This window comes from Arthrobacter sp. HMWF013 (assembly GCF_003061105.1).
Taxonomy (GTDB): domain Bacteria; phylum Actinomycetota; class Actinomycetes; order Actinomycetales; family Micrococcaceae; genus Arthrobacter.
In genome coordinates, this window is sequence record NZ_QAIQ01000223.1 from 1 (window position 1) to 18,838 (window position 18,838).

Annotated in this window: 21 protein-coding genes; 12 read left to right on the top strand and 9 right to left on the bottom strand. The window is 65.6% G+C overall.

From position 1 onward, the window contains the following. From DBR22_RS09100 to DBR22_RS09110, 3 genes are all read right to left on the bottom strand, one after another. On the bottom strand, positions 1 to 608 hold a 608-nt coding region (locus tag DBR22_RS09100), incomplete at its 3' end, for an NAD-dependent epimerase/dehydratase family protein (RefSeq protein WP_181365093.1). Between the two features lie 47 nt (positions 609 to 655). Beyond that, positions 656 to 1,627, bottom strand: coding sequence for an aldo/keto reductase (locus DBR22_RS09105; protein ID WP_108598747.1), 972 nt, complete (start codon positions 1,625 to 1,627; stop codon positions 656 to 658). Positions 1,628 to 1,665: 38 nt separating this feature from the next. Then, positions 1,666 to 2,487 carry an aldo/keto reductase gene (locus DBR22_RS09110; RefSeq protein WP_108598748.1) on the bottom strand — a complete coding sequence of 274 codons (822 nt, stop codon included), beginning with the start codon at positions 2,485 to 2,487 and terminating at the stop codon, positions 1,666 to 1,668. 202 nt (positions 2,488 to 2,689) lie between these two features. Here DBR22_RS09110 and DBR22_RS09115 point away from each other — a divergent pair, with 202 nt between their 5' ends. Continuing rightward, positions 2,690 to 3,598 (top strand): helix-turn-helix domain-containing protein, encoded by a 909-nt coding sequence (locus DBR22_RS09115; protein WP_108598749.1) that lies wholly within the window; start codon positions 2,690 to 2,692, stop codon positions 3,596 to 3,598. A 58-nt stretch (positions 3,599 to 3,656) separates the two neighbouring features. Here DBR22_RS09115 and DBR22_RS09120 read toward each other — a convergent pair whose 3' ends face one another. Beyond that, positions 3,657 to 3,869 carry a dodecin gene (locus DBR22_RS09120; RefSeq protein WP_108598750.1) on the bottom strand — a complete coding sequence of 71 codons (213 nt, stop codon included), beginning with the start codon at positions 3,867 to 3,869 and terminating at the stop codon, positions 3,657 to 3,659. A 94-nt stretch (positions 3,870 to 3,963) separates the two neighbouring features. Beyond that, positions 3,964 to 4,677: a FadR/GntR family transcriptional regulator gene (locus DBR22_RS09125; RefSeq protein ID WP_108598766.1), complete on the bottom strand. Its 714-nt coding sequence runs from the start codon at positions 4,675 to 4,677 to the stop codon at positions 3,964 to 3,966. Positions 4,678 to 4,823: 146 nt separating this feature from the next. Here DBR22_RS09125 and DBR22_RS09130 point away from each other — a divergent pair, with 146 nt between their 5' ends. From DBR22_RS09130 to DBR22_RS09165, 8 genes are all read left to right on the top strand, one after another. Further along, positions 4,824 to 6,365: a four-carbon acid sugar kinase family protein gene (locus DBR22_RS09130; RefSeq protein ID WP_108598751.1), complete on the top strand. Its 1,542-nt coding sequence runs from the start codon at positions 4,824 to 4,826 to the stop codon at positions 6,363 to 6,365. 26 nt (positions 6,366 to 6,391) lie between these two features. After that, positions 6,392 to 7,294 (top strand): NAD(P)-dependent oxidoreductase, encoded by a 903-nt coding sequence (locus DBR22_RS09135; RefSeq protein WP_108598752.1) that lies wholly within the window; start codon positions 6,392 to 6,394, stop codon positions 7,292 to 7,294. Positions 7,295 to 7,469: 175 nt separating this feature from the next. Beyond that, positions 7,470 to 8,936, top strand: coding sequence for a GntP family transporter (locus DBR22_RS09140; protein ID WP_108598753.1), 1,467 nt, complete (start codon positions 7,470 to 7,472; stop codon positions 8,934 to 8,936). After that, positions 8,936 to 9,787, top strand: a complete 852-nt coding sequence (locus DBR22_RS09145; RefSeq protein WP_108598754.1) for a class II fructose-bisphosphate aldolase — start codon at positions 8,936 to 8,938, stop codon at positions 9,785 to 9,787. Before DBR22_RS09140 ends, DBR22_RS09145 begins: the two co-directional genes overlap by 1 nt. A gap of 53 nt (positions 9,788 to 9,840) precedes the next feature. After that, positions 9,841 to 10,245: a DUF1304 domain-containing protein gene (locus DBR22_RS09150; protein ID WP_108598755.1), complete on the top strand. Its 405-nt coding sequence runs from the start codon at positions 9,841 to 9,843 to the stop codon at positions 10,243 to 10,245. A 187-nt stretch (positions 10,246 to 10,432) separates the two neighbouring features. After that, positions 10,433 to 11,740 (top strand): acyltransferase family protein, encoded by a 1,308-nt coding sequence (locus DBR22_RS09155; protein ID WP_108598756.1) that lies wholly within the window; start codon positions 10,433 to 10,435, stop codon positions 11,738 to 11,740. Then, entirely contained in the window at positions 11,737 to 12,066 is a 330-nt protein-coding gene (locus DBR22_RS09160) for a GNAT family N-acetyltransferase (protein ID WP_108598757.1), read from the top strand. The genes DBR22_RS09155 and DBR22_RS09160 overlap by 4 nt, the downstream gene beginning before the upstream one ends. A gap of 305 nt (positions 12,067 to 12,371) precedes the next feature. After that, on the top strand, positions 12,372 to 12,761 hold the full coding sequence (locus DBR22_RS09165) for a hypothetical protein (RefSeq protein WP_108598758.1): 390 nt from the start codon (positions 12,372 to 12,374) through the stop codon (positions 12,759 to 12,761). A gap of 4 nt (positions 12,762 to 12,765) precedes the next feature. Here DBR22_RS09165 and DBR22_RS09170 read toward each other — a convergent pair whose 3' ends face one another. Next, entirely contained in the window at positions 12,766 to 13,137 is a 372-nt protein-coding gene (locus DBR22_RS09170; RefSeq protein WP_108598759.1) for a hypothetical protein, read from the bottom strand. A 103-nt stretch (positions 13,138 to 13,240) separates the two neighbouring features. On the opposite strand from DBR22_RS09170, the gene DBR22_RS09175 reads away from it, so the two are divergent. Continuing rightward, positions 13,241 to 14,014: an SDR family NAD(P)-dependent oxidoreductase gene (locus tag DBR22_RS09175; protein WP_108598760.1), complete on the top strand. Its 774-nt coding sequence runs from the start codon at positions 13,241 to 13,243 to the stop codon at positions 14,012 to 14,014. Here the strand turns inward: DBR22_RS09175 and DBR22_RS09180 are convergent. After that, a complete protein-coding gene (locus DBR22_RS09180) occupies positions 13,986 to 15,098 on the bottom strand; it encodes an FUSC family protein (RefSeq protein ID WP_108598767.1) in 1,113 nt (370 codons plus the stop codon). The genes DBR22_RS09175 and DBR22_RS09180 overlap by 29 nt on opposite strands. Positions 15,099 to 15,318: 220 nt before the next feature. Then, a complete protein-coding gene (locus DBR22_RS09185) occupies positions 15,319 to 16,962 on the bottom strand; it encodes an MFS transporter (protein ID WP_108598761.1) in 1,644 nt (547 codons plus the stop codon). A 493-nt stretch (positions 16,963 to 17,455) separates the two neighbouring features. On the opposite strand from DBR22_RS09185, the gene DBR22_RS09190 reads away from it, so the two are divergent. Together DBR22_RS09190 and DBR22_RS09195 are read left to right on the top strand one after the other, a co-directional pair. Next, positions 17,456 to 17,689: a hypothetical protein gene (locus DBR22_RS09190; RefSeq protein WP_108598762.1), complete on the top strand. Its 234-nt coding sequence runs from the start codon at positions 17,456 to 17,458 to the stop codon at positions 17,687 to 17,689. A 79-nt stretch (positions 17,690 to 17,768) separates the two neighbouring features. Beyond that, complete coding sequence (locus DBR22_RS09195; protein ID WP_108598763.1) at positions 17,769 to 18,029, top strand: hypothetical protein; 261 nt, start codon at positions 17,769 to 17,771, stop codon at positions 18,027 to 18,029. Between the two features lie 119 nt (positions 18,030 to 18,148). On the opposite strand, the gene DBR22_RS24440 is transcribed toward DBR22_RS09195, so the two are convergent. After that, positions 18,149 to 18,838: ATP-dependent DNA ligase (locus DBR22_RS24440; protein ID WP_441296238.1), on the bottom strand; the 690-nt coding region annotated here is incomplete at its 5' end.

The following is an 18,838-nucleotide window of genomic DNA, read 5'->3' on the forward strand; positions in this document are numbered from 1 at the left end:
CTGTGCGTCACCGTCCACAGCGAGGTGCCGTCGCCGTGCACCACCACCGGCGCTCCGGTGCGCATCCGGTGGATGTCCGTCCAGCCGCCCAGCATGGCGATCTTGGTGCGGTCGTAGGTATGGGAGGGCCGGACCACCGTCACCGGAAAATCGTCCGAACGGTATGCCTCGAACAGCAGATCCTCGCAGGCGATCTTGTCGCGTGAATACTGCCAGAAGGGGTTCTTCAAGGGAGTGGACTCCAGGATGGGCAGCCTGGTGGGCGGCTTCTGGTAAGCCGAGGCCGAGCTGATGAACACATACTGGCCGGTCCTGCCGCGGAACAGCTCCATACTGGTACGTGCCTGGTCCGGAGTGAAGGCAATAAAGTCCGCGACGGCGTCGAACTCCCGTCCGCCCAGCACGTCCTGTACCGATGCCGGGTCACGGATGTCCGCGTGAAGGACCTCGGCGCCATCCGGCACGGGCCGGCCCGACGACCGTCCCCGGTTGAGGATGGTCAGCCGGTGCCCCAGTGCGACGGCGCGGTCAGCCGCCGCCGCGCTGATGATCCCCGTGCCGCCGATGAACAGGATGTTCCTCGGCGCCACGGTATCTGTATCGGCCACAGGTTGAGTCCCCGGCTGGGGAGTGCCCGCCTGGGGAAGAGGCGTAGTTACCACGCGTAATCTTCCGGGGCGGTGCGGTGCCCCGGGAAGATGTCATCGAGGCGCTTGAGCGCATCGGCGTCGAGCGTGACATCCAGAGCCCGGATGGCGGCGTCGAGCTGTTCCTGCGTCCGCGGGCCCACGATCGGCGCCGTGACCGCAGGCTGGTGCAGCAGCCAGGCAAGTGCGACGTCGCCGGGTGCGTGGCCCAGTTCGTCCGCAAAATCCTCGTACTGCTGGATCTGGTCCTGGTGCTTTTTCAGCGTCTCGAGTGCCCTGCCCTCGGCGCGGCGGACGCCCTGCTCCTGCTTCTTCAGCACACCGCCCAGGAGGCCGCCCTGCAGCGGCGACCAAGGGATGAGCCCCAGGCCGTACTGCTGGGCGGAGGGGATGACCTCGAGTTCCACTTCGCGGCGGAAGAGGTTGTAGATGGACTGTTCGCTGACCAGGCCCGTGTAGTTCCGCCGCCGGGCAGCTTCCTGTGCCTGCGCTATGTGCCAGCCCGCGAAGTTGCTGCTGCCGGAGTACAGGATCTTGCCCTGCTGGACGGCGACTTCGATGGCCTGCCAGATTTCATCCCACGGGGTTTCACGGTCGATGTGGTGGAACTGGTAGACGTCGATGTAATCGGTCTGCAGGCGCTTCAGGCTGGCGTCCAGGGCCCGGCGGATGTTCAAAGCGGAAAGCTTGGATTCGTTGGGACGCTCAGTCATGGTGCCGTACAGCTTGGTTGCCAGGACGGTGCGTTCGCGCCGCTCGCCGCCCTGGGCGAACCAGCGGCCAATGATTTCTTCGGTCCAGCCACGGTGCCCGGTGCCGCCGTACACATTGGCGGTATCAAAGAAGTTGATGCCGGAATCCAGGGCGGAATCCATGATCGAGTGGGCGTCTGCCTCCTCGGTCTGGGGGCCGAAATTCATGGTGCCGAGGCAGAGGCGCGAGACCTTCAGGCCGGAGCGGCCAAGGTGGGTGTACTGCATGGGTGGATCCTTAGGGTTGGGGGGCGGGAATGTCAGGGTCAGAGCTGGGTGAAGGCAGCGACGGCGGGATCGGAACCGATGCGGGCGCCGGATTCGAGGGCGGTGATGGACGCACGTTCGTCGTCGGTAAGAGTCAGTGATGAAGCAGCCAGGTTTTCCCTCATCCGCGATGAATCGGCTGACTTGGGGATGACGATGTTGCCGGCGGCAAGGTGCCAGGCGAGGACAACCTGCGCGGTGGTGGCGCCGTGGGCCTGGGCGATCGCCGTCACGGCACGGCCGTTGAGGTCCCCGCCCTGGCCCAGCGGACTGTAGGCCTCCACCTCGATACCCAGGGCACGGCACTTCGCCGAAAGTTCGGCCTGCTGGTAGCTGGGGTGCAGTTCGATCTGGTTGATGGCAGGAACAACTTCGGCGGAGGCCAGCAGGGTATCCACGTGCTCGGCCAGGAAGTTGGACACCCCGATGGCGCGGATCTCCTTGTTGGCGTAGAGACGCTCCATCTCCTTCCAAGCCTGGACGTATAGGTCCTGGGACGGGACCGGCCAGTGGATCAGGTACAGATCCACGTAGTTCAGGCCCAATGCTTTGCGGCTGTTCTGGAATGCTTCCTGCGCCCTGCCCTGCTCGCCGTTACGGAGCTTTGTGGTGATAAAGAGTTCTTCCCGCGGAATCCCGGCGGCGGCGATGGCAGCACCCACTCCGGCTTCATTGCGGTAGGCGGCGGCTGTGTCGATGTGGCGGTAGCCGGCCTCCAGGGCATCTTCGACGATCCGCTGGGTATCTTCCGGCGGAACCTGGAAGACTCCGAAACCCAACTGGGGAATGGTGACGCCGTTGTTCAGGGTCAACTCTGACATGGTGTGGCTCCTTTGCTGCGGGTATTGCCTACGCTGCGGCCTGGTTGGAAAAGCCGGGAAACCGCTTTCAGGAAGGCTCTGAAACGAGCCTATGCACTTTCGGACAGATAGTCAGCCCTTGACCCTGTTCCTGTTTGTCCTAGGACTGCCAGTCCTACCTTCGTTGTAGATAGAGGTCATTCCACCGGGCACAATGGGGTGCATGGGTCAGAGCGCCGAATTCGGAAAGTTCCTCAAAGCCATGCGGTCCCGGTTGAGCCCCGAGGACGCAGGAGCAGAGGGGAGCTCAGGCGCGCGCAGGGTTGCCGGGCTTCGCCGTGAAGAGGTGGCCAGGCTGGCCGGGGTGAGCACCGACTACTACGTCCGCCTGGAACAGGGGCGGAACATCCACCCTTCCCGTGCGGTGCTGGATGCGGTGTCGCGGGCACTCCGGCTGGACAACGGCGAGCACGCTCACATGATGGATCTGCTGGAGAACTGCGCCGCTACGTCCCGCGCGCCCGGACCGGCCCAGAGCGTCCGCCCCGCCCTGCGTCAGTTCCTCGAGGCCGTCGGCGATGTTCCCGCGCTGCTGCTGGGCCGCCGGACTGATGTCCTTGCCGGAAACCGGATGGCCTTCCTGCTCTTCGCCGATTTCCCGAAACTTCCTGCTCCGGAGCGGAACCTGACCCGGTGGCTGATCCTTGATCCCCAGGCCCGCGTGTTGTTCCGCGACTGGAAGACCGTTGCAGCGGAAGCCGCGGGTGCGTTACGGGTGGACGTTGGCCGGCACCCAAATGACGCCCAGGCAAACCAGCTGGTGGGGGAGCTCGCCGTCCACAGCGAGCACTTCCGCCAATGGTGGGCGGGGCACCGGGTGGCCACCAGGTCTTCCGGCGTTCTCAGGCTCCACCACCCCGCCGTCGGCGACCTTGAACTGAACTTTGAAAACCTGGTCCTCCCCGACGATCCGGACCAGCAACTCAGGGTGTTTTCCGCCAAGCCCGGTTCGGCGTCGGCCGATGCCCTTCTCCTGCTGGGCAGCCTGGGCGCCCCGGCGTTAACGGAGCACCCTGAGAACCCCGGGCAGCCGGCGCCGCTCGCTGCTGAAGCCCGTCCGCCGAAACCCTGAGAAACGCTGATGGCTGCGCCGGAACGGCGCAGCCATCATGTTTCGGAGCCAGTGGTGGTCAGTGTTCTTCCAGGCGGAAACCGAGCTTGATGGTGACCTGCCAGTCTGCGATCTTGCCTTCTTCCAGGTGACCGCGGATTTCCTTGACCTCAAACCAATCGAGGTTGCGGAGGGTCTGGGATGCCTTGGCAATGCCGTTGCGGACGGCGTCATCCACGCCCTCGGTCGATGTGCCGACAATTTCAGAAATGCTGTACGTGTGGTTGGACAACTTCGCTCCTCGTGATCGCCTTTGAGTCCCGGTTGCGGGCCGTCCTAGCAGACTAGTAGGACTTCCGGGCGGGGGGAAGTGGCAGATCCCGTGGTCAGACGCCCTGCGGCGTGTCCAGCACCAGGGTTTTCAGGTCATTGAGGGTCTGCTGCATGTGTGCGTCCATGGCTTCACGGGAACGGCCGGCATCCCGTGACTCGAGCGCCTCAGCGATGTTCTGGTGATGCCCGATCGCGTGCTCCTGGATCTCCGGCACGGCAGATGTTTCCGCCCGCCGCTTCTCCAGCACCCGGTGCAAGGGTTCAAAAAGGACAGCCACAAAGACGTTCTCCGACGCCCGCAGGATCAGGTCATGGAAGGCGAGATCGGCCTCAACAAACGCTGCGACATTGTTGACTTCATGGGCAGCGCGCATCGCAGCCACGTACCCGAAAAGTGTCTTGATGTCTGCGTCACCGATGCGGCCTGCGGCCAGTTCGCAGGCTCCGGTCTCGAGCATCCGGCGGAGTTCGATGAGCTGAACCGATGCGTCTGCCTCATTCTTGCCCTCGGACGCGGCGCGCAGCACGGCTTCGAGGGACGCCCAGCGGTTCAGCGGGTTGACGAAGGTGCCGCGGCCACGTTCAACGCTCAGGATCCGTTGTGCCTCCAGGGTCTTCATGGCCTCGCGGACGGTCATGCGGCTGACGTCGTGCCGGGCGCTGAGTTCAAGCTCGCCGGGCACGCTGGATCCGGGCGGAAAGTCCCCTGCGATGATCCGGTCGAGGAGTTCGTCAGCAACGACCCCCACCAATGATTTCCGTGCCATGTTCCCCCTGCCGCGCCGTGCCACATATGTCTGACAAGTCTACTTGCGCGTTTTCATTGTGGTGTGCCACACTATTTCAAATGTTAGATGTCAGACATCTTACAGATACCAATATCACCACAAGATTTCACACAACGGAGTGCACAGTGACGCTTGAAGCAGACATCCTGGCGGCCTTCCCGGCAGAGGTCCAGATTCCCGCCCATCTCGTTGCCGACGCGGTCGCCGCCTCCAGCGCGGTGACTCCCAAGATGCTGGTAGTGCTCGACGACGACCCCACCGGAACGCAGTCCGTTTCAGATCTGCCGGTGCTCACCAGCTGGGACGTCGAAGATTTCATCTGGGCGTTCGGCCAGGCAAAACCCGCCGTCTACGTGCTGACCAACACCCGCAGCCTGGATCCCGCCGAAGCAGCCGGGCGGAACGAGGAAGTGGTCCGCAACGCGCTTGCCGCTGCCGGCACCAGCAATGCCGGCACCAGCAATGCAGGCACCAGCAATGCCGGCACCAGTACGGCCGGTTCCAACCCTCGGCTGGGGTTTGTCAGCCGCAGCGATTCCACCCTCCGCGGCCACTACCCGCTGGAACCTGACGTCATCGCCGCCACCGTAGCTGAGGTCACCGGCGAACAGACTGACGGCGTGGTGCTGGTTCCTGCGTTCCCCGACGCCGGCCGCGTGACCATCGGCGGGGTGCACTACATGCGCGGCACCGGGGAAGATGCCGGAAAGCTCACGCCGGTGGCGGAGACCGAATTCGCCAGGGACGCCAGCTTCGGCTTCGCCAACTCGGACATGGCCAAGTACGTGGAGGAGAAGTCGCAGGGCCGCTTCGCCGCCGGGTCGGTGATTGTGCTGGACCTGAACATCATCCGGGCCTCCAGCGATCCCCAGGTCACCGCGATTGCCATCGCGGACGCCATCGCGCCGGCCACCAATTCCACCCCGATTGTGGCGGACATCGTCACCGAGAACGATCTCCGGGCCCTGTCGCTGGGCCTGGAGGAAGCCGAGCGCCGCGGCAAGAAGCTGCTGTACCGCGTGGGCCCGCCGTTCGGCCGTGCCCGGATCGGCCAGGAAATCCGCAAAGAACTCAGCGGCGCCGAAGCCTACGCCGGCAACACCCCGTCCCTGGCCGGCGGCCTGATCGTGGTCGGCTCCCACGTGGGCGTCACCACCCGCCAGCTCAAGGCCCTGACTGAACAGCACAGTGCGGCGCGCATCGTCGAGATCGACGTCGAGAAACTTCTCGCCGCCGAAACCGAAACAGCCGCGGATGCTTACCTGGACCAGACCGTCAACACCGTGGTGGACGCGCTGCACGGCGGCGATGTCATCGTCCACACCAGCCGCCTGCTCATCAAGACCGACAACCCCGCCGAAAGCCTGCGGATCGCCCGCACCGTTTCCGCCGCAGTCGTCGCCGTCGTCAACCGCACGCTGAAGACCTTCCCGCCCCGGTTTGTCATCGCCAAGGGCGGCATCACGTCCTCCGACGTCGCCGCCCACGGCCTGGAAATCCGCCACGCTATTGTCCGCGGGCCCATGCTCCCCGGCATCGTGAGCCTCTGGGAGCCGGTGGACGGCCCCGCGAAGGGCATCCCGTACATCGTCTTCGCCGGAAATGTGGGCGATGACCAATCCCTCGCCGACGTCACCCGCAAGCTCAGCAAAACCTTCAACGGCTAGAACCCACGGATTCACAGGAGAACACCATGACCAGCAACTACACCGTCACCGTCCTGGGCCTCGGCGCCATGGGACTGCCCATGGCCACCCGCATGGCCTCCCAGCTCACCGTCCACGGCTTCGACATCGCAGAGCCGCGCCTCAAGCTCGCCGAAGAAGCCGGCATCCGCACCTTCGCCTCCGCCAAGGAAGCATCGAAAGGCGCCGACGCCCTGCTCCTGGCCGTCCGCAACGGTGAGCAGCTCAACGATGTCCTCTTCGGCGAGAACGGCGTGGCCTCCGTGCTCGAGCCGGGTGCCGTTGTCATCCTCGGCAGCACCGTGGGTACTGAAGCGATCCCCGCCACGGTCGCAAAGCTGGCCGAATACGGCGTCGAGCTCGTGGATGCGCCGCTGTCCGGCGGCCCCAAGCGGGCCGGTGAGGGCGACCTGCTGATCGTCGTCGGCGCTTCCCCGGAAGCCCGCGAAAAGGCTGCCCCGGCGCTTGAACTCCTGGCCTCCACGCTGACCGTGGTCGGCGACAAGCCAGGCGACGGCCAGGCCCTCAAGACCGTGAACCAGCTCCTCTGCGGCATCCACATCGCGGCAGCCGCCGAGGCCATGGCCCTCGCCGACGCCCTTGGCCTGGACCAGGCCAAGACCCTCGCCGCCCTCGAAGCCGGCGCTGCCGGTTCGTTCATGCTCTCCAACCGTGGTCCGCGCATCCTCGAGGCCTACACCGAGGAAGGCGCCGAGGTCCTGTCCCGCCTGGACATCTTCGTCAAGGACATGGGCATCGTGGGCAAAGCCACCCGCGCCGCCGGCCTGGCAGCCCCCGTTGCCGCCGCAGCCGAGCAGCTCTACCTCCTGGGCCAGGCCCAGGGCCTCGCCGCCGCCGACGACTCAGCCGTCATCAAAGTCGTGGCACCCACCAAGCGCACCACCGCCTAAGCGCACCGCCTAAGAACCACGCGCTCAGCACTTCACCGCAAACGTACGACGACGGCGGTCCCCCTCCGCCGTCGTCGTACCCCCCGAAGTCCCCAGCACCACGTCCCAAACAGAAATATCCAGCGCCCGATAGCCCGTCTTCTGGAAGACTGGCTTGTCAAAGGAGACACCCGCAATGAACCCCCTGATTAACTCCCTGATGGTGCGGGCGGCCGATGCCCCAGCCATCAAACCCGCCGTGGAGCTGGGTACTCCGCTGCTGCTCACCATCGCGGCCATTGGCATCGCCGTACTGCTGGTGATGATCATCCGCTTCAAGATCCAGGCCTTCGTGGCCCTGCTGACTGTCAGCATCGCCGTGGCCGTGGCCTCCCAGATCCCGCTCAAGGACGTGTTCACAGTCGTGGCCAACGGCGTGGGCGGCACCATGGGTAAGGTCGCGCTGCTGATCGCACTCGGCGCGGTGCTCGGCCGGATGATCGAGGTTTCCGGCGGCGTGCAGTCGCTGGCCTCCCACTTCACCGAGAAGCTTGGTGCCAAGCGCGTGGCGGTTGCCCTGACCGCCGTCGGCTTCCTGGTGGCCATCCCCGTGTTCTTCGAGGTCGGCATCATCGTGCTGGTGCCCATCGTCTACGCGTTCGCCAAGATCGCCAACGTGCACCCGGTCAAATTTGGCCTGCCGATGGCCGGGATCATGCTTGCCATCCACGTGGCCGTTCCGCCGCACCCGGGCATCGTGGCAGGCGCCGGCGTGTTCGGCGCCGACATTGGCCTGATCACCCTGATCTCACTGATCATCTGCATCCCGCTGGGTTTCCTGTCCTACTTCGTTGCCAGCATCATGAACCGCAAGGACTACGAGCTGCTCCCCGGCGTCAAGGCCCAGGTGGACGAGTTCGGCTCCGATTCCCTGGTGAAGGTGGGCCACGACGGCCCCGGCGCTGCAGCGATTGCTCCTCCCCGCCCGGCCCTGATCATGTTCCTCATCGCCGCGCCGATCGTGCAGATCCTGATCGGCACCCTGGGTACGCTCACCATCCCCAAGGACAACTCCTGGTACGGCCTGGCGGCCTTCATCGGCAACCCGTTCTTCGCCCTCCTGGTGGCCGTGGCCCTGTCCTTCTTCCTGCTGGCTGTCCGCCGCAACTGGTCGCTCCGGGAAACCGGCGAGATCTTCGAAGGCGCGCTGCCTCCCATCGCCTCCATCCTGATGGTGGTTGCCGCCGGCGGCGTGTTCGGTGAAGTCCTGCGCACCTCCGGGATCGGCGCCGCGCTGTCCCAGACCCTTGACCACCTGGGCCTGCCGGTCATCGTGCTCGGCTTCGTCATCTCCCTGGCGCTCCGCGCAGCCCAGGGTTCGGCCACGGTGGCCATCGTCACCACCACCGGCCTGCTGACCTCGGCCGTGATGGAAGGCGGCTACTCACCGGCCCAGATCGCCGTGATCGTCATCGCCATCGGCTTCGGCTCCCTGGGCCTGTCCCACGTGACAGACGCCGGCTTCTGGACCGTGGTGCGCTACTACGGCCTCACCGTGTCCGACGGACTCCGCACCTGGACCGTACTCACCACCATCCTCGGCCTGGCCGGCTTCGCGCTGACCTTCGTCGCCTGGATCCTGGTGGGAGGCCTCGGCGTCTGATGCGCACCCGACTCGACCACCTGGTCACCTCCGCCCTGCAGCAGAACTCGGCCGTCCCGGCGTTCACCTGTTACGACTTCACCACCGCCCTTGCTGTGGTGGGCGCCGCCGAGGACGCGGGCCACGGCATCATCCTGCTGGTTGCCCCCAAGACCGCCGCCACTACCAGCGGCCTGCGCCTGATCGCCGCCCTCCGCGGGCTGGCGGACGGTGCGTCGGTCCCGGTAGCCGTCCAGCTTGATCACGCCGCTGACCTCACGGTGATGGCCGACGCCGTCGCCGCGGGGGCGGATTCGGTCCTCGCGGACGGTTCCTCCCTCCCGTATGAGGACAACATTGCGCTGGTCCGTGAGGCGCGCGCCCTGCTGGGTGCCGACGTCGTGCTCGAAGCGGAACTCGGCGGCCTGGCCGGTGACGAGGACCGTGCCTTCGGCGCGGATGAGGCCGGCGTTGACGTGGCCGGCCTGACGGACTCCGCCCTCGTGGAGGACTTCGTGGCCCGGACCGGCGCGCAGCTGCTGGCCGTCGCCGTGGGCAACGTCCATGGCAAGTACAAAGGCGAGCCGCAGCTCCGCTGGGACGTTCTCCAGGACATTGCGGTGCGGACCCACATCCCGCTGGTGCTCCACGGTGCCTCCGGCATCCCGGCCGGCGAGCTGGTCAAGGCCGCCGCCATGAACGTGGGCAAGGTGAACTTCAATACCGAGCTCCGCACCGGTGTCCTGGCCACGCTCCAGGAGCAGCTGCCGGCGCACCGGGCCGACGGCGAGAACCTCCAGGGCCTGCTGGGCCACTGGAACACCTCGGCCCGGGAGTTCGCAACAGCAGCGCTGGGCATGCTCACCCGCTAGGCCCTGAAGTCACGTTCCCGGGCGAAGAATCGGAGGGAGGCTAGGATCAAGCCATGATCCTGGCCTCCCTCATTTTCGCTTTCCTCGCAGCCGCCCTCCACGTGTACATCTTCACCATGGAGTCACTCACCTGGACAAAGCCTGCCACCTGGAAGCGATTTGGAGTGGCGACCCAGGCCGATGCCGAAACCACCAGACCGCTCGCCTACAACCAGGGCTTCTACAACCTGTTCCTGGCCATCGGCGCGTTCGCCGGAGCCGGCTGCGTGGCGTTCGCACCGCAGGGTTCCGTCCAGCCTGTGGTGGGCTGGACCCTGATCTTCACCTGCTGCGGTTCGATGCTGCTCGCCGCCGCGGTCCTCGCCCTCAGCGGGCGGAAGTACCTCCGCGCCGCCGTTCTGCAAGGCACGACGCCGTTGCTCGCCGTCGTGCTCGGCCTCGCCGCCGTGGCGGCTTAAGAGCGTCTGCTGAGGAGGCCCGCCGGTCTTCTGGCCGATGCCACGCTTCGGGCGGACAATGTACGTGACAGGTAACGGCGACATCCGGCGCAGGTAGGGGCCGCAGGTGAGTGGCGTGGAGGAGCGGGGGCCAGCCCCGTGGCATGGGCAGTCCGGGCAACCGGCGCAGGCCCCGCAGGACGGGCAGGTGATTCACCGCGACCTTGCCATCGATCTGGTCCGCTTCATCTGCCTGGCCCTGGTGGTGGTGAGCCATTGCATGATGGTCAGTCCCGTTCTCCATGCGGACGGCACCGTGACCAGCGAGAACACGCTGGGTAACCAGCGCTGGTTCGAACCCGTCATCTGGATTTTTATGGTCATGCCCTTGTTCTTCGTCACCGGTGGAACCACGGGCCTGCAGTCGTGGTTGCGGCTGAAGGCCCGCGGGGGCACCGGCGTCGAGTTCGTCCAGGCCCGGCTTCTCCGGCTTGTCCGGCCCGCTGCGGCTCTCCTGGCAATGATGTTTGTGGGACTGTGGGCGGCACTGCTGCTGGGGGTGGACCCCCAGGTGACCCAGCTGATCGCCACAGGGGCGGGCATGCCGCTCTGGTTCCTCGCGGCCTATCTCGCGGCCCAGCTGAACATCCCGCTCCTGGCACGGTTCCATGCGCGTGCGCCCTGGCTGACCCTTGCCGCTTTGGTGACGCTGGTGGTGGCCGTGGACTGCCTGCGCGGCGCCCTGCCCCAGCTCGCGTACGCCAATCTGGTCTTCGTGTGGTGTTCCGTGCAGCAGCTGGGTTTCCTCATGGCCGACGGTCACTTCGCCAGGCTCCCGCGCTCCTGGCTGGTAGGACTGATTGCGGCGGCCAACCTGTTGCTGGGCCTGGTCACCGGCCTGGGCCTCTACCCGGGAAACATGCTGGTCAACCTCAACCCGCCCAACCTGTGCCTCTTCCTCCTGGGTGTCTCCCAGGCTGCCGTCCTCCAGCTTTTCCGGCCGGGGATGAACTGGATTTCCGGGGTGCGCTGGGTCCGGGCGGTGGTCTCCGCGGCCGGGCGGCGTGCCATGACCGTGTACCTGTGGCACCTGCCGTTGCTCGCTGCCATGTCCGGGCTGCTGCTCCTCACCGACTTTCCCAAACCCGCGGCCGGAACGGCGGCATGGTGGTGGGCGCGGCCCCTGGTCCTGGTGGGGGTTATCGCCCTCCTGCTTCCCGTGATTGCCGTGTTCGGGCGCCTTGAGGAACGTCCGACGGCGGCTGTCCACAGCCGCGGCAGGCCCGCCATCGCGGTGGTGACCGCCGTCGTCGTCGTCGTCATTCCGGTGGCGGATGCCGCCTTCAACGGCCTCACGCTCGCGCTGCTTGGCGGCGGCGCGGCATGCTTCGCGCTGGCTGTCCTGTTGCTGGGCCGGATCCCCGAGCGCCCGCCCGGGCAGGCTGCTTCCGAATCCGGGAAGGGGGAGGGCAGGGCATTGCCAGCGGGCCCAAGTAGTGCCAGTGTCGAACCATGACTGAGAACATGGTTTCCCTTGAGGATGAGTTCAGCCCCGACGTGTCGCTGGCACGGGACGATGTGCATCACCGTTACGAGCTGCGGGTCGGCGGGAAGGTTGCTGTCCAGTCCTTTTTCCGGGACCAGCCCGGACACGTGGATTTCACCCACACGGAAACCGCCGAGGAATTCACCGGCCAGGGGCTGGGCAAGGTACTGGCCCACTTTGCCTTGGACGACGTCATAGCATCAGGGAAACGCGTCATCCCGCATTGCCCGTTCATTGCCGGTTACCTCCGCAAGCATGAGGGCTACGAACAGCACATCGACTGGCCCGAGGACTAAAGGGACCGGCGGCGGGACCGGCGGCGGGACCGCCGGGCGGGCATTGCTGACGGGCTGGGGCAGCCAGGGTAGGTCCCAGCCTTGTGGGCATGGCGGCATCTTCGTAGAGTCGTAAGTGGGCCATGCAGCCGGCCCGCGGTACGTCCGTGGAGATACCCGTGAGTCACAGACTTTCCCACCACAAACTTCGAGTCGTTGTCCATTGCGACGTGGATCCAGGGCAAATCCGGTTGGACGTGTGCGGTTGCCTGACTCAGTCCACTTTTCCAGCCCTGGTACACCTGCTGCTCCGGGCGCACCGTTTAGTGTCCAGCCCCGCCATATCCCTGGATCTCCGGCGGGCCATCCATCTTGACGCCGGAGTCCTGGCCCATCTTCGCAGGGCCGCCACGGGCCCCCGTCCAACCGGCCACGTCGATGTCCTGCACCACGGGCTGGGACGGGTGGCCGCCGCCGCACTGGAGGAGGCCGAAGACCTCCGGCTGACCCTCCTGGAACCCGTCTACATGCCGGTTTGCCCGGTCCATTCCGGCAGCCAGTTCGAGGCCGCCCGGCGGGACGCCGCCGAGGCATCGGTGGTGGAGCACCCCAGCCAGCCCACCGATCCGGCCAGCCCGGTGCGTCCCTCGCGCGCCGCATCGGCGAAGCGGGCGCAGCGTGAACGGTCAAACAAGGCCGTTCACCTGCATCTCTGAGGCGCTACCTGCCAGTGCGCAGCGGTTGCGTGGCTTTCCTGCGCTGCCACTCCAAGGCGTGCCAGAACAGGAGGGCCAAAGCATCCAGCAGGCCCGCCAGGACTGCCCAAGGCGCAAAATTGAACAGTACGTACGCCAGGGGCGGCGGCCCGGAGGTAGTTCCCATCATGGACGCTGCGTTCGCCGAGACCCACACTCCGCCGATCACGAGAAGTGCTGCAAGAAGCCACAGGGCAACGATGAACGGGTTGACCGAGGCCCAGGCGGGGCGCCCTGGGTCGCCACCCTCCTCACGAGCGAGGGACTCCTGATCGATTGGTATGCCGTCCTGGTCCACCTCGCGGAACCTGATGTGGTTGCCCTGGTCCTGCTCCATTCTTTCCCCCTGATGATCGATCGCTGCCCGCCGGGTCTGCTGATACCAAGACCCTACTCGGAGCCGGGGCGGGCGTGGAGGACCGGCGGTTAGGCTTGGGGCCATGACGCCTCAGGACAGCAGGACCACAGCTCTGATCACCGGTGCCAGCGCAGGCATCGGAGCCGAGTTTGCCCGGCAGCTTGGCGCCCAAGGCCACCATCTGGTGCTCGTGGCACGGGACCGGGCCCGCCTCGAGAAAACGGCGGCGGACCTGGAACAGCGGTACGGGATCACCGCTGAGGTGCTGCCCGCAGACCTGACGGACGACGACGGTGTGGCGGCCGTCGTCGGACGCCTCACGGACAGTGCAAGGCCGGTGGAGGTCCTGGTCAACAATGCCGGCCGCGGGCTGTTGGGCGACTTTGAGCAGAACAGCATCCTGGACGAGAAGCAAGGGCTGGTGCTGCACTGCCAGGTGCCGCTGGAACTGACCCACGCCGTCCTGCCGGGCATGCTGGCACGCGGTTCAGGCAGGATCATCAACGTGGCCAGCATTGCCGCTTTTCTCCCGCGGGGGACGTACTCGGCGGCGAAGGCCTGGCTGCTGAGCTTCAGCCGCTGGGCCAGCCTGGCATACGGGAAAAGGGGCGTGAAGGTCACCGCGGTATGCCCCGGCCTGACCCATACCGAATTCCACGAGCGGATGGGAATGGACAAATCCGCAACACCGGCCTGGCTGTGGCTGACTGCCGAGCGGGTGGTCCGCGAAGGGCTGGCAGACAACCTCCGGGGCAAAGCCGTGTCCGTCCCGTCCAAGCGCTACAAAGCGTTGGCTATCGTGGGGCCGCTGTTGCCCGGGCGTCTGGTCACCCGGTCAGCGGCCCGCGTGGAGTAGGCCCGGGCCGCATGTCGGTTCTGCGTCCCCTCAGCGCGTGCCCGCTCCGACGCCGGACGGTCACCACCACCAAGATCCCCACAACGGCGCCCACGAACGTCTCCAGGGCCCGCTCCACAATGAGTACGCCGGGACTGATGGGGGCGGCCAGTTGCGTCATCAACAGGATCACCGGCGTGAACGAAATCATCGCGAGCCCGTAATGCCGGGCCATAAACAGCTCGGTGGTGAACTGGAAAATGACCACGAGGATGGCCAGCATTGCCACGTGGTGCACTCCGTAAAATCCCGCGGGAAGCCATGGTCCAGGAACCAGGACGACGGCGGTAACGGCCAGGCCGAGCAGCGTCCCCACAATGCGGTGGATCCCGCGGCGGACGCTGCTGGGGAGGTCTGCGCCGGCGAGCGGAACCGCGGCCGCCGCCATGGCCCAATGCGGATGGCCGCTCCCGCTGAGCACGCCGGCGGACCCTGCAATGCCCACTGCAAGGACATACCGGGCTGCGTGCACAACTGCCAGCCGCCGGGCGTTGCCGCGAAGGGGTAGTGCATCCCGGCCCGCACCCGGACGCCAGGCCCTGGTACGAACCCACCCGCTGAAACCGACCGCGATGGAAAACGCCGCTGCCCCTGCGGCGATGAGCAGTGCGGCATACCACGGAACGGCGAGTGGAACCGAGGCGCAGGCTCCCAAGGCCAGGATGCCAAAAAACGGGCCGTTGGGCTTGAGCCTCACCCTGTCCGCAAATACGGAGCCTGCCCCGGCCAGCAGGGCCTCCACACCCACCAGCCACCACGAATGCAGATGGTTCACGGACAGGAACACCCCCACAGCGACGCCGCTCAGCAATATCAGTGCGGCCTGCGACTGGTGCCTCAACCGGAGCTGATGGGGCTCTGACCGGCCGTACATCCCGGTCAGCGCACCGAAGACGGCATAGATGATGAGGTCGGGGCGGCCGGCGCCCAGGAGCATCAGGGATGGCACGGCCACACTGATGGCGACCCGGAGTGCGGCGAGGTGGTCCCTGTTCGCCGGTTCGAGCGTGTGAAGGGCGCGCAACTGCTTTAAGACGGGCTTCACGGGGTACACCACCTTCAGTTCCGGCTTTTTGGTGAGCCTTCCGGAAGGTACCACCGGACGTTTCCCCCGGGCATCTTCGTGTACATCGGACGTAACCTGCTTCCGGACACGGCTAAGGCCCGCCCTTCGTGATTCCCCCAAGGAAATCACAAAGGACAGGCCTTATGAGCGTGAGCTACAAGCCGCGGTCAGGCAGGGCCTCCAACAGAAAGAGCTTCTGTCAGTTCGCTGCTCCCGCAGGTACCTTGTCGGCTGCTGCGCTCGCCGTCGTGATGTCCTGGGTCTCGAACGGCAGTTCGGCCAGGTCGATCAACGGATTTTCATCCTGTCCGGCAACCAGTTCGCGCGCCTCTGCCTGGGTGTCCACGCTGGGCATGGAGCCCGGCAGCGGACGCTGGGCAGATTCCTTCAGGAAGTAGATGGCCACGGCGCCGATCGCCGAGGTGCCCATCAGGTAGTACGCGGGCATCATGTCATCACCCGTTGCGGTGATGAGGGCTGCCACGATGAACGGCGTGGTTCCGCCGAAGATCGCCACGGAGAAGTTGTAGGCAATGCCCATCGCACCGTAACGGCTCGACGTCGGGAACTGGGCCGGGAGGGCCGAGGCCAGGTTGGCCACGTAGAACGTCACCGGGAACGCGATCAGTGCGAGGCCGGCCAGGGTGGACCAGATCTCCCCGATGCCGATCAGCATGAATGCCGGGGTGGCCAGGACCACTGTGCTCAGCGCGCCGATCCAGAGGACGGGGCGGCGGCCGATACGGTCCGAGAGCTTACCGGTGAGCGGAATGCAGAGGCTCATGATGACCAGCACGGGGATGGTCAGCAGGGTGCCGTGGACCGGATCGTAACCCTTGGATTCGGTGAGGTACGTCGGCATGTAGGACGTGAGGGCGTAGCCGGCGGTGTTGGCGGCGGCCACCAGGATCATGGCCACGATGATGGAGCGCCAGTATGCCTTGACGATTCCAACCGGTCCCTTGACGACGGCTTCGTCGCCGGCAGCGGCGTGCTTGGCGAGGTCTTCCTGGGCATCGAGGGTGGCCTGGAACTGCGGGGACTCCTCGATCTTGCTGCGGAAGTAAACAGCGATCAGGCCAAGCGGACCGGCGACGAGGAACGGAATCCTCCAGCCCCACTCTTCCATGGCGGCCTGGCCGAGCGTCAGCTGCAGGACGGAGACCAGGGCGGCACCGAGCGCGAAGCCCATGTAGCTGCCCATGTCCAGGAAGCTGGCAAAGAACCCGCGGCGCTTATCTGGCGCGTACTCGCTGACGAAGGTGGTGGCACCGGCGTATTCGCCGCCGGTGGAGAACCCCTGTACTACCTTGAGCAGCACCAGGAGGGCTGCGGCCCACATGCCGATCTGGGCGTAGCCGGGCAGCAGGCCGATGGCGAAAGTGCTGGCCGCCATGATCATCAGGGTGGTGGCCAGGATCTTCTGGCGGCCTATCTTGTCTCCCAGCCAGCCGAAGATCACTCCGCCCAGCGGACGGGCAATAAAGGTGGCGGCAAAGGTTCCCAGGAGGAAAAGGGTTTGCGTGGACGGATCGGATTCCGGCAGGAATACGGGTCCCATGGTGGTGATGAGGTAGCCGAACACGCCGACGTCGTACCACTCCATGGTGTTACCCACGATGGTTCCGCCCAGCGCCTTTTTCAGCATCGGCTGGTTGACGACGTTCACGTCGGACTCTTTGAGCCGACGGCGGCCGAGGATCTTGGGTTTGCGTGCACTGCTGGGTGCTGCGCTGGTGTTTACTACACCGCTGGGTACTGCATCTTCCGGTATTGCGTTGTTGGTTCCGCGGGCGTTGTTCGCGCCTGCTGAAGAGTCGGTCGTGCTTCGGTCTGTGGGCATTTGGGCGACTCCTGTGGAGGTCATTTGCTTGCGACTTGTAGCTGCCCCGCTCTGGGCAGGCCTTCAATTTTACGCGAATTCTCTGGTAACTCAGAGCTGGATGGCGTAGGGTGCCCTGTTTCACCCCCTGTTCAGGCCTGTTTTGGAGATATTTTTTTCGGCGATCCTGCCGCTCCATCACTGGCATCCGCCGGGTTTGGCGGCATGCTTTCCCAATCTTTTTCCGGAAGTGCCATCTCGGGCGGCTCGAGGCACCCGTGTGAGCCGCCGAAAGTGACGGCCGCCACCAGCGTGGGCGGGGTCAGGGCGCATCTGTGGGCTGTTCCCTGAGCCGGCGGCGGAAGGGGTTCACAACCTGCTCCGACACTGCCTATTGTTGTGCGATGGGAACACTGATTTTTGAGTAGGCGGACGCCCGCGGCCTGGTTTTGCAGGTCCTCGTCCCGGCCGAGCTCGTTAGATACGCTGATCCCCCTCAGAAAGGTTCCAAAGAATGACTGAAAAATCTGCTTCAAGCAACCCCGAATCCAGTGCGGAAAGCGCCAACGAAGCCACTGATCATCCCGCGCCCAAGGGCATCCGCTCGGGCCTGACGGAGGCCCAGCAGGCAATGCTCGCCAGTAAATCCAGGGGCGGGGATGCCGGCCTGCAGAGCGTGGGCAAAAGCCACAAGCCCACCCATGCCAGTGGCAAACAGGGGCCGGCGGAGAAGAAAGTCCGCTGGTAATCCGCTGGTAATTCACGTTCAGGAATTATTCGCCCCCAGATCAGGGAGCACTTCATTTTCATGGTGGAAAGGAAGAAAAATGGCTGAAAAAATGACTGATGTAAAGATCGAACCGGAGGTCGCCGGCCATCTGGCGGCGGCCATGGACCAGCCGGCAGTCCCCGGCCCGGCAGCTATCGCTGTGGGCCTGGCGATGGCCGGAGAGCAGCACTGGCCGGACGGTAACGGGAAGAAGCGCCACCCCAAAGAGAACGAATCAATGCACGGTCGGGCCGGGCATGAGGCAGCGGTGAATGCTGTTCACCGGACGGGCCGGCCGCAGATGCCGCACTCCTCCTGAGGACCCCGCATCTGGCCCCACGTCACAGAAAGCACCTGGCGACACCCATTTTCCGGGGGTCGCCAGGTGCTTTCCGCGTTGAAGTGGATCTGTTGCGCCGCGGCCTGGCCAACGTTCCGCTAGGCCTCCGGGACAACTTCGTCCGGCTCCTTGTCGACCCGCCAGCCGCGCCAGACAGGGTGGCGGAGCCTCCCGCTGCCCGTCCACTCACCGAACGTCACTTCCCCCACCAACCGTGGCGTGACCCAGTGGGCGTCGGACGCATCCTCGCGGGGGACGTCGTCGAACGGTGAGGTCTTGCGTGCCAGATCGTCCATTTTCTGCCGCAGCTCGGTCAGCTCGCGGGAACTGAAGCCGCTGCCCACCCTGCCCACGTACCGCAGGTTTTTACCTTCCGGGATGCCCACCAGCAGTGAACCAACGGAGCTTTGCCGCCCGCCACGGCCGGGGCGCCAGCCGCCCACCACCACTTCCTGCGTTCTTGAGAGTTTGATCTTGATCCAGGTCCTGGTCCGCTGGCCGCTGACGTAGCGGCTGTCCGGTCGCTTCGCCATGACCCCCTCCAGGCCAAGTTCCTGTGCGCTTTCCAAAATGTGGTCCAGCCGCTCGTCCAAAACGGGCGATAGTTCCACCGGAAGGTCGGACGGCGAGTAGAACTCCTCCAACTGCTGCCGCCGCGTCTGGAAATGCTTTCTGCGGAGGTCCTCGCCACCCACGGACAGCAGGTCGAACAGCATGAGCCGGACGGGGATAGCATGGCGGGCTTTTTCGACATCGGCCGCTTTGGTCAGTTTCATGCGCCCCTGGAG